7 protein-coding genes are annotated in these 8700 nt (G+C 71.1%); 1 reads left to right on the top strand and 6 read right to left on the bottom strand.

What is annotated here, in order from left to right; genetic code table 11:
- Positions 1-191: 191 nt before the first annotated feature.
- The 5 genes from ABT023_RS24300 to ABT023_RS24280 form a co-directional block, all read right to left on the bottom strand.
- Entirely contained in the window at positions 192-833 is a 642-nt protein-coding gene (locus ABT023_RS24300) for a M23 family metallopeptidase (protein WP_350888704.1), read from the bottom strand.
- Positions 830-1816, bottom strand: a complete 987-nt coding sequence (locus ABT023_RS24295) for a LacI family DNA-binding transcriptional regulator (RefSeq protein ID WP_502890747.1) — start codon at positions 1814-1816, stop codon at positions 830-832. The genes ABT023_RS24300 and ABT023_RS24295 overlap by 4 nt, the downstream gene beginning before the upstream one ends.
- A gap of 96 nt (positions 1817-1912) precedes the next feature.
- Entirely contained in the window at positions 1913-2752 is an 840-nt protein-coding gene (locus ABT023_RS24290; protein ID WP_350888702.1) for a carbohydrate ABC transporter permease, read from the bottom strand.
- Positions 2749-3744 (bottom strand): carbohydrate ABC transporter permease, encoded by a 996-nt coding sequence (locus ABT023_RS24285; protein WP_350888701.1) that lies wholly within the window; start codon positions 3742-3744, stop codon positions 2749-2751. Before ABT023_RS24285 ends, ABT023_RS24290 begins: the two co-directional genes overlap by 4 nt.
- 55 nt (positions 3745-3799) lie before the next feature.
- On the bottom strand, positions 3800-5092 hold the full coding sequence (locus tag ABT023_RS24280) for an extracellular solute-binding protein (protein ID WP_350888700.1): 1293 nt from the start codon (positions 5090-5092) through the stop codon (positions 3800-3802).
- A 251-nt stretch (positions 5093-5343) separates the two neighbouring features.
- On the opposite strand from ABT023_RS24280, the gene ABT023_RS24275 reads away from it, so the two are divergent.
- Positions 5344-6969 carry a glycoside hydrolase family 43 protein gene (locus ABT023_RS24275; protein WP_350888699.1) on the top strand — a complete coding sequence of 542 codons (1626 nt, stop codon included), beginning with the start codon at positions 5344-5346 and terminating at the stop codon, positions 6967-6969.
- A 170-nt stretch (positions 6970-7139) separates the two neighbouring features.
- Here ABT023_RS24275 and ABT023_RS24270 read toward each other — a convergent pair whose 3' ends face one another.
- The gene (locus ABT023_RS24270; RefSeq protein WP_350888698.1) at positions 7140-8546 is read right to left on the bottom strand and encodes a glycosyltransferase; all 1407 of its coding nucleotides are present in this window, start codon (positions 8544-8546) and stop codon (positions 7140-7142) included.
- Between the last annotated feature and the right edge of the window lie 154 nt (positions 8547-8700).

Raw genomic sequence — 8700 nt, 5'->3', positions numbered from 1 at the left:
GGCGCCGGCCGGTCCGCCGGTGAGCGTGCTCCACTCCCCCGGCGTCCCGGTCGCGTTCGGCCCACCGGCCCCCCTGCCCCGGCCCGGCTGACCCACGCCGCGCCCACCCGCACCGCGCGGGCGGCGCGGCCGGAAGGCGCGGGCGGGCGCGGTCCAACGACCGACACCGCCGGCCGCCCGGCGGTCAGCGGCTACGGGGCCCCGGGGCCGCAGTTGTTGCTGGTACGCGTGACCGTGTACTCGGTGTCGTCGTGGGTGATGCCGGACGGTGAGCCGTCGAAGTGGGCCTCCACCTTCTGCCAGCCCCGGTGCTGCTCGTAGTGCAGATGCGGCGCCCCGGAGTTGCCGGTGCTGCCGACCCGCCCGATCTGCTCGCCCCGGGCCACCCGCTGACCGACCCGGACCAGCGGCGGTTCGAGCAGGTGGAGGTACTGCGTCTCCCACTTGCCGCCGTGGTCGATCTTCACCCAGTAGCCGCCGCCCCGGCCGCGCGGGCCGTCCGGGTCGTCAGGGGTGCGCCCGCCGAGGGACCCGTTGATCCCCGCCTCGGTGACCGTGCCGGCGTCGGACGCGAGCACCGGCCGGCCCCACGCCTCGCCCTCGGTGGGGAACAGGTCGACGTCGTAGTCGTCGTGGCCCGGGTAGGTGCCGAGCTGCCAGGTCTCGCCGCACGCGACGGGGAGCTGGAAGGACGGGCGCGGGCCCGGCGGCAGCAGCAGCGGGACGACGACCGCGGCGACGGCGACGACGGCTCCGACCGCGCCGAGCACGAGGCCGACGCGGAGGAGTCGGTTGCGGCGGGCGCGGGGGCTGGTCGGGTGGCCGGGCGTCATCGCTGACGGGGTGGTGCGGTGCTGTCGCGGACGACGAGTTCGGTGGCGAGTTCGAGCCGGGGGCTCTCGATCTTCTCGCCCTGGGCCAGCCGCAGCACGGTGCGCGCGGCCAGCATGCCCATCTCGGCCAGCGGTTGGCGGACCGTGGTCAGCGGCGGGGAGCACCACCGGACCTCGGGCAGGTCGTCGAAGCCGACCACGCTGATGTCGTCGGGCACCCGTAGGCCGCGTTTGCGGACCGCCTCGTAGACGCCGAGCGCCATCTGGTCGCTGGAGGCGAAGATGGCGGTCGGCGGGTCGGGCAGCGCCAGCAGTTGCGTGCCGGCGGCGTAGCCGGACTCGTGGTAGAAGTTGCCGGCACGGATCAGCACGTCGTCGACGGCGACGCCGGCCCCGTCGAGCGCCGCCCGGTAGCCGTCCGTCCGCGCGCGGCTGCACATCAGCTGCGGCGGGCCGGTGATGAAGCCGATGCGGCGGTGACCGAGGCCGAGCAGGTACTGGTTCGCGCCGAGGCTGCCCGCCCAGTTGGTGGCGCCGATGGTGGGTGCCTCCTGCGGGGCCACCCCCGCGGGGTCGACGATGACCACCGGAACGTTGAGCCGGCGCAGCTCGGCCTGCAACGGCGGCGCGACCATCGAGGTCACGAAGATGACCCCTTCGGTGGAACGGGCACGCATGTTGTCGAGCCACTGCTTGGCCGAGGAGGTGCGCCGGTGGATGGCCGAGACGACGGTGCCGGCTCCGCTGCTGTGCGCGACGTCCTCCACCCCTCGGATGATTTCCACCGCCCACGGGCTGTCGAGGTCGTTGAAGACCAGGTCGATCAGGGCGGCACTGGGCCGCCTGCTCGGCGAGCGGCGGCGGTAGCCGTGCCGGGTGAGCAGTTCCTCGACGCGTTCCCGGGTCTGGGGGGCCACGTCGGAGCGGCCGTTGATGACCCGGGAGACGGTGGGCACGGAGACGCCGGCCAGGCGCGCGATCATCGCGATGGTGACGTTCCGGCTGTTGTCGGGGCCCACGGTCCACCCTTTCGCCTCGGGGAGCCTACGGTCGCAGAAGGCTACCGCAGCGGGTGTGCCTCACCCCTTCACGCTGCCGGCCAGGCCGCCGATGAGCTGGCGTTCGGCCACGGCGTAGAAACCCAGCGCCGGCAGCATCGACAGCACCACGTACGCGAGCACCCGGGCGGTGTCGTCGGCGTACTGGCCCTGGAAGGCCTGGACCCCGACGGGAAGGGTCCACCAGCTCTGGTCGGTGAACACGACCAGCGGAAGCATGAAGTTGTTCCAACTGGTCACGATGGCCAGCACCGACACGGTGGCCAGGGCGGGCCGGGCCATCGGCAGCAGGATCCGCCAGAAGAACCCGAAGGGGGTGCACCCGTCGAGGATCGCGGCCTCCTCGACCTCACCGGGGATGGTGCGGAAGAACTGGCGCAGGATGATGATGGTGACCGGCAGCCCGAACGCGGCCTGGGGCAGGATCACCCCGAGCGGGTTGTCCAGCAGGCCCAGGCCGCGCAGCAGGACGAACAGCGGCAGGATCGCCACCGCGAAGGGGAACATCAGCCCGACCGCGAACAGGGTGAACAGCAGTTCCCGGCCCCGGAAGGCGAAGCGCGCGAAGACGAACGAGGCCAGCGCCGCCGCGCCGACGACGACGACGGCGCTGGTCACGGCGATGAGGACACTGTTGCCGAGCTGTCGCCAGAACACGCCGGACGCGAGGATGCCGGTGTAGTTCCCGGTCACCCAAGGGTCGGGCCAGCCGAGCGGGTTGGTGGAGAGCTGCCCGTTGTCCTTGAACCCGCCGAGCACCCCGAACCAGACCGGTACGACGATGAGCGCGCCGACGGCGACGCAGACGAGGTGCAGTGCGAGGCGGCGGGCCCGCAGGGCCGGGTTCGCCGGGCCGGTCATCGCTGGACTCCTTGCGTGGTGATCGCGCCCTCGGTGTCGCGGCGCATGACGACGCGCTGGTAGAAGAGGGCGAAGACGAGGCTCAGGACGAACATGACGATGCTGATCGCGCTGGCGTAGCCGACCTCGAAACGGCGGAAGCCGTACTGGTACATCGTCACCGCCATGGTCTCCGAGGAATGGATCGGGCCGCCGCCGGTGAGCACCCAGACCATGTCGAACAGCTGGATGGTGCCGATGACCGACAGGAACACACTGATCCGGATCGTCGGTCCGAGCAGGGGCAGGGTGACGTGCCGGAAGGCCTGCCAGGAGCTGGCGCCGTCGGTAATGGCCGCCTCGGACAGTTCCTTGGGGATGCCCTGCCGGGCGGCCAGGAAGAGCATCATGTACAGGCCGAAGTACTTCCAGGAGACGACCATGAAGACGGCGACCAGCACGGTGTCCGGGTCGGCGAAGATCGCTCCGGCGTCGGCGCCCAGCCACCGCGAGATCGCCTCGCCCAGCCCCCGGTTGGGCGAGAAGACGAGGGTGAACAGGACCGCGGTGGTGACCTCGGAGAGCACGTACGGGGCGAAGAAGACCAGCCGGTAGACGCTGCGACCCCGCAACGGCTGGTTGAGGAGCATGGCCAGGCCCAGCGCGGCGGGCAGCTGGGCCACCAGCGACAGCACGATCAGCGCGAGCCCGCGCCACAGGTCACCGCGGAAGGTCGGGTCACCGAAGGCGCGGGTGTAGTTGTCCAGCCCGACGTAGTTCTCCGGCAGCCCGAAGCCGTTCCACTTGTAGAGGCTGGCGTAGCCGGCCACCACGATCGGGGCGATGACCAGCAGCAGGAAGAGCGCCAGGGACGGGCTCAGGAAGGCGGCGAGGACGCCACGGCGGCCCGGCCGGTGCCGGCGACCGCGCCGCCGCGTGGCGCCCGGCCCCGGTGACGGGTCGGTCGCCTTGTCGCCGTGCCACGTGTGCGGCACGGTCGTCGGCCTGGTCATGGGTGCTCCACTCCGTTCTGGCGACCGGCAACAGGTGGGCGGGTGGTGGCCATGGCTACTGGCTCTTCGCCACCGTGGTGATGTCCTTGACGATCTGCGCGGGCGTCTTGGAGCCGGCGATCAGCTCGGCGACGCTGTCGTTGACCTGCTGGCCGACTGCGGGCGGGTACGCCTGGTCGAGGTAGAGCTGGAAGCCGGTGGCGCCGGCCAGGCTCGCCGCGACGACCTTGTTGTTGGGGTCGGAGATGGCGTCGGTGGCGTCCCTCAACGTCGGCAGCACCGCGCCGGTCCTGGCGGCCCTGCGCTGGTTGTCGGCGGTGAGCAGGGTCTTGAGGAAGTCGACGGTCGCGGCGGGGGCGTCCTTGCCGACGGCGAAGCCGTTGCCGCCGCCGAACGCCTCCGAGGCGGAGCCCTTGCCGCCGTCGACGGCGGGGAACGGGAAGAAGCCGAGCTTGTCGCCGAGGCCCTTCTTGCCGGTGGAGGCCGAGGCCTGCACCGACGGGGCCCACTGGCCCATCAGTTCCATGGCCGCGCGACCGTTGCCCATGGTGGCGGCCTGCCCGTCCGGTGAGCTGTAGTCCGCGCCGAGGAAGCCCTTCTGGAACGGTTGCAGGTCGACCAGTTCCTTGAGCCGGTCGCCGGCAGCGACGAAGTCGGGGGTGTCGAAGTTGTTGTCCTTGGCGGCCTGTTGCAGGGCGCCGAGCCCGCCGATGCGCATCGCCAGGTACGCCCAGTAGTAGTGGGCCGGCCACTTCTCCTTGCCGGCCAGCGCGATCGGGACGGTCCCGGCGGCCTTGAGCCTGCGCACCGCGTCGAGCACCCCGGCCCAGGTGGTGGGTGCGGCGGTGACGCCGGCGGCGGCGAAGAGGTCCTTGTTGTACCAGAAGCCGACCATGCCGACGTCGAACGGGACGCCGTAGATCTTGCCGTCCACGGTGAACGGCTGCACAGCGGCGGGCAGCAGGCCGCCGATCCAGGGCCGCACGTCGTCGGTTAGGTCCTTGACCAGGCCCGCGTCCACCTGCTGCTTGAGTACGCCCCCGCCCCAGGACTGGAACAGGTCGGGCGGGGACCCGGCCTGGGTGGCGGTGGTCAGCTTGGCCTTGAACGCCTCGTTCTCCAGCGGCTGGACCTCGACGGTGACGTTGGGGTGTGCGCCCTGGTACTCCTGGGCCATCGCCGCCCACACCGGCAGCATCGGCTCGGTGTTCTGGATGTGCCACCAGTTGACGGCCTGCGGAGCGTCCGGGTCGCCGGACTCCCCGTCGCCGCAGCCGGTGAGCAGGTAGGCGCCGGCGCCGGCGCCGACGAGGCCGAGCAGCGTTCTGCGGGAGAGGTGCGCGGTCATGGTCCATCCCTTCGGGGACTCACGAGGTGCTCGGATGCCGATCCAGCCGGCAGGTGTCGAACGTGGATCTCCGGAACTTTCGGTGCCTCGACCGGTAATACCGATCGATGGCCGGCACGCTACGACGTAGCATCCACCAGGGTCAAGGGGTATGTCCTCTCTCGACAGAAACGGCTACCGTGGTCGGCATGCACCGAGATTCCGGGTCGAGCATCCGGAAGTTAACCGAGAGCCGCACCAGAGGAGCCGACGTGTCGACCGAGACCGCTGACGTGGCGACCGCTGCCCGGTCGATCCGCAACCCCGTCCTCGCCGGGTTCCACCCGGACCCGTCGATCCTGCGGGTCGACGACGACTACTACCTGGCCACCTCGACGTTCGAGTGGTATCCGGGGGTCCGCGTGCACCACTCCCGCGACCTCGTGCACTGGCGGGCACTGGGTGGGATCATCACCGAGCGCCGCCTGCTCGACCTGCGCGGCTGCGGCGACTCCAACGGGGTGTGGGCGCCCGACCTGTCCCACCACGACGGCGAGTTCCACCTCGTCTACAGCGACGTGGCCAGCTTCGCCAGCGGCTACTGGGACCCGCAGAACTACCTGGTCACCGCGCCCGACATCGCGGGCCCCTGGTCGGATCCGGTGGCACTGCACGGGCGCGGTTTCGACGCCTCGCTGTTCCACGACGACGACGGCTCCAGCTGGCTGCTGAGCATGAGCGCGGACTGGCGACCCGGGCGCGACCGCTTCGCCGGCATCGAGATCCAGCGCTACGACCGGGCGGCGCGACGCCTCGTCGGCCGTCCCCGCCTGCTGTTCACCGGCACCTCGGTCGGGCTCACCGAGGGCCCGCACCTGTACCGCCACGACGGCTGGTACTGGCTGGTCACCGCCGAGGGGGGCACGAGCTGGGAGCACCAGGTCACGGTGGCCCGGTCCCGTGAGCTGTTCGGGCCGTACGAGGTGGACCCGGCCGGGCCGCTGCTGACCTCCGTGGGCCGGCCCGACCTGCGGTTGCAGAAGGCCGGCCACGGCAGCCTGGTCCGCACCCCGAACGGCGACTGGTACCTGGCGCACCTGGTCGGTCGCCCCTACACCCCGCTGGGCAACTGCGTGCTGGGCCGGGAGACCGCGATCCAGCGGGTCGAGTGGGCCCCGGGGGGCTGGCCCCGCGTCCCCGGGGGCATGCCGGCGGACGAGGTCCCGGCGCCCGACCTGCCCACGCACCCGTGGCCGACCGACACCGCCACCGACCACTTCGACGCCGCGCAGCTCCGCCCGGGGTGGTCGACGTTGCGCAGGCCCGCCGCCGCCGACTGGGTGGACCTGCGGACCCGCCCGTCCCACCTGCGGATCCACGGCGGGCAGTCGCCGGTGGGCCGGCAGACCCCCAGCCTGGTCGCGCGGCGCGTCGGCGCGGCGCGGTGCTCCCTGGAGACCGTGGTCGAGTTCGATCCGCTCGACCATCGCCAGTTGGCCGGGATCACCGCCTACTACAACACCCTCAACTGGCACCACCTCTACCTGACCCGCGCCGACGACGGCCGGACCGTGCTGGAGCTGCTCAGCTCCGACAGCGGGCGGCGCACCCCGTACCCCGGGCTGACGGTCGACGCCACCGGCGTCGACCGGGTCGGGCTGCGGGCGGTGTTCGACGGGCCCGTCGTGCGCTTCTGCTACGACCTGGGCACCGGCTGGCGGCAGCTTCCGGTGGACCTCGACGCCACGATCCTGTCCGACGAACACGCCGCGCTGATCATCGACGGGGAGCCGGCGGCCTGGGGTTTCACCGGGGCGTTCCTCGGCCTGTGGGTGCAGGATCTCGGCGGCGACGGCGGCTACGCCGACTTCGACCTGGCCACCTACCGGGAGGACTGACCGGCGACCGACACGGGCAGCCGACCGTGGAAGGGACATCCCGGTGCCACCCTCCGCGGCCGGCCGTCGGCGGATGGGAGCCGCCGGGCACCGACGAGTTCGTCCGCCGGCTGCGCGACGGCGTCACGCCCGCCGCCGTGGTGCTGCCGCACGGCGGCGGCGGGGACACCTCAGCCGACCGCCGCCGGGGCGGTACGGTGGGCCGCCGCCTCGTCGCGGTGTCGCAGCACGAGGTCGGCGGCGACGGTGACCCCACCGGCCTGCCGCATCCGCTGGCTGAACAGCTCCGCCCGTTCCCGGAACGAGTCCTCGCTCAGCAGTCTCTTGAGCTTGGCAAGGATGTCCTCGACGTCCAGGGGGTCGGTCAGCTCGACGGCCAGCGCGAACCCGCTGTCGACCGCGCGCACCGCGCCATCGGGACAGTCCAGCCAGAACGGCATCATCAGCTGCGGTGTCGCGAAGTAGATGGCCTCGTGGATGGCGTTGGCGGCACCGTGGTTGAAGAAGACCCGCACGTGCGGGTGGGCCAGCACCCGGAGCTGGGAGGGCAGCCACTCCTCCACCCGAAGGTTGCCCGGCAACCGTGCCGCCGACGGAAGGAGGCGCTGGTGTTCGGCGGACAGCTTCCAGAGCACGGCGTGCTCCGGCCCGAGCCGCTCCGCGACCTCGACGACCGCCCTCACCTGCGCCTCGGACGGTCGCATGATGGTGCCGAACCCGACGTAGACCACTGACGGATGGTCGTCCAGCCAGCGGTTCAGCTCGTCGTCCTGCTCGACCGGCGGCAATTCCCTGGGCACCACCGGACCGAGCATCCGCAGGGTCGCCGGAGCGGTCTCGAACGGGTACTCGAAGCCGAAGACCGTGTACGACATGAGCGCCACGGCATCCCCGAGGTAGAGCGCCGGTCGCATCTCCGGATTACGAAGACCGGCTTCCTTGCGACGGGCCATGGCGACGATGTTCCGCCGTAGCCGGTCCGGCTCCACGAACGCCCGCACCATCCTGCTCCGGAAGTTGGCGTTGGCCGCCTGCTGCTGGGGCGTCATCCGCTGCGGCAGCCCGGAGAACGGGGCGGGATAACGGGGTGGCAACAGCTCCTGGAGGAAATTGGACGGCGGCGTCGAGATGCTCACCATGAAGGGCACCTGCCGGGTCTGCGCCGCGTCCATCGCCCAACTTGCCTGGCTGTCCACCACGGCCACCGCCGGCCCGACGTCGTCGATGACCTCCAGGCAGCGCAGGTAGAGCTGCTGTATGTGGTCGTAATCGGTGCAGACGTCGATGTATCGGACGAACCTGACCGCCCGGTCGCCGCTGGTCAGGGCCTGATATGTCGCGTCGTCCCAGGTTTCCGGTGACGACTGCGGGAGGGCCTCGCCGAGCGAGACGAAAGTGACCTCACCCGGGCCGGCAAGCGCCTCGACGTCCGCCCGGCGATCCTCGGTCGACGCGAACCAGACCTTTTCGATACCTCGGGCCTTCAGCTCGCCCACGATACTGAGCAACGGGTTGAACAGACCGGCGCTGTTGTACGTGAATACCAGCACCGCTCTGCCGCACTCGTCTTCGGTCATGAACACGTCCCATCCGTCTGTCAAGGTGCGCCGGTGCGCCAAATGTCGGCGTGGCTCCGGTTCAGACATTGCCACTCAGCGGCCCCCGAAACCATAACATCGCCGTATTTAAATACGGTCATTCTCTCTCCTGCGCTCTGTCCGGTCCGGACGG

The organism is Micromonospora sp. NPDC002296 (assembly GCF_040296145.1).
In the GTDB taxonomy this organism is placed as follows: Bacteria; Actinomycetota; Actinomycetes; order Mycobacteriales; family Micromonosporaceae; genus Micromonospora.
This window is presented reverse-complemented; position numbering and strand designations above follow the sequence as displayed.

Excerpts from the sequence above, each read along its gene's own strand:
- ABT023_RS24300 (WP_350888704.1), bottom strand. The coding sequence starts at position 833 with ATGACGCCCGGCCACCCGACCAGCCCCCGCGCCCGCCGCAACCGACTC.
- ABT023_RS24295 (WP_502890747.1), bottom strand. The coding sequence starts at position 1,816 with ATGATCGCGCGCCTGGCCGGCGTCTCCGTGCCCACCGTCTCCCGGGTC.
- ABT023_RS24290 (WP_350888702.1), bottom strand. The coding sequence starts at position 2,752 with ATGACCGGCCCGGCGAACCCGGCCCTGCGGGCCCGCCGCCTCGCACTG.
- ABT023_RS24285 (WP_350888701.1), bottom strand. The coding sequence starts at position 3,744 with ATGACCAGGCCGACGACCGTGCCGCACACGTGGCACGGCGACAAGGCG.
- ABT023_RS24280 (WP_350888700.1), bottom strand. The coding sequence starts at position 5,092 with ATGACCGCGCACCTCTCCCGCAGAACGCTGCTCGGCCTCGTCGGCGCC.
- ABT023_RS24270 (WP_350888698.1), bottom strand. The coding sequence starts at position 8,546 with ATGACCGAAGACGAGTGCGGCAGAGCGGTGCTGGTATTCACGTACAAC.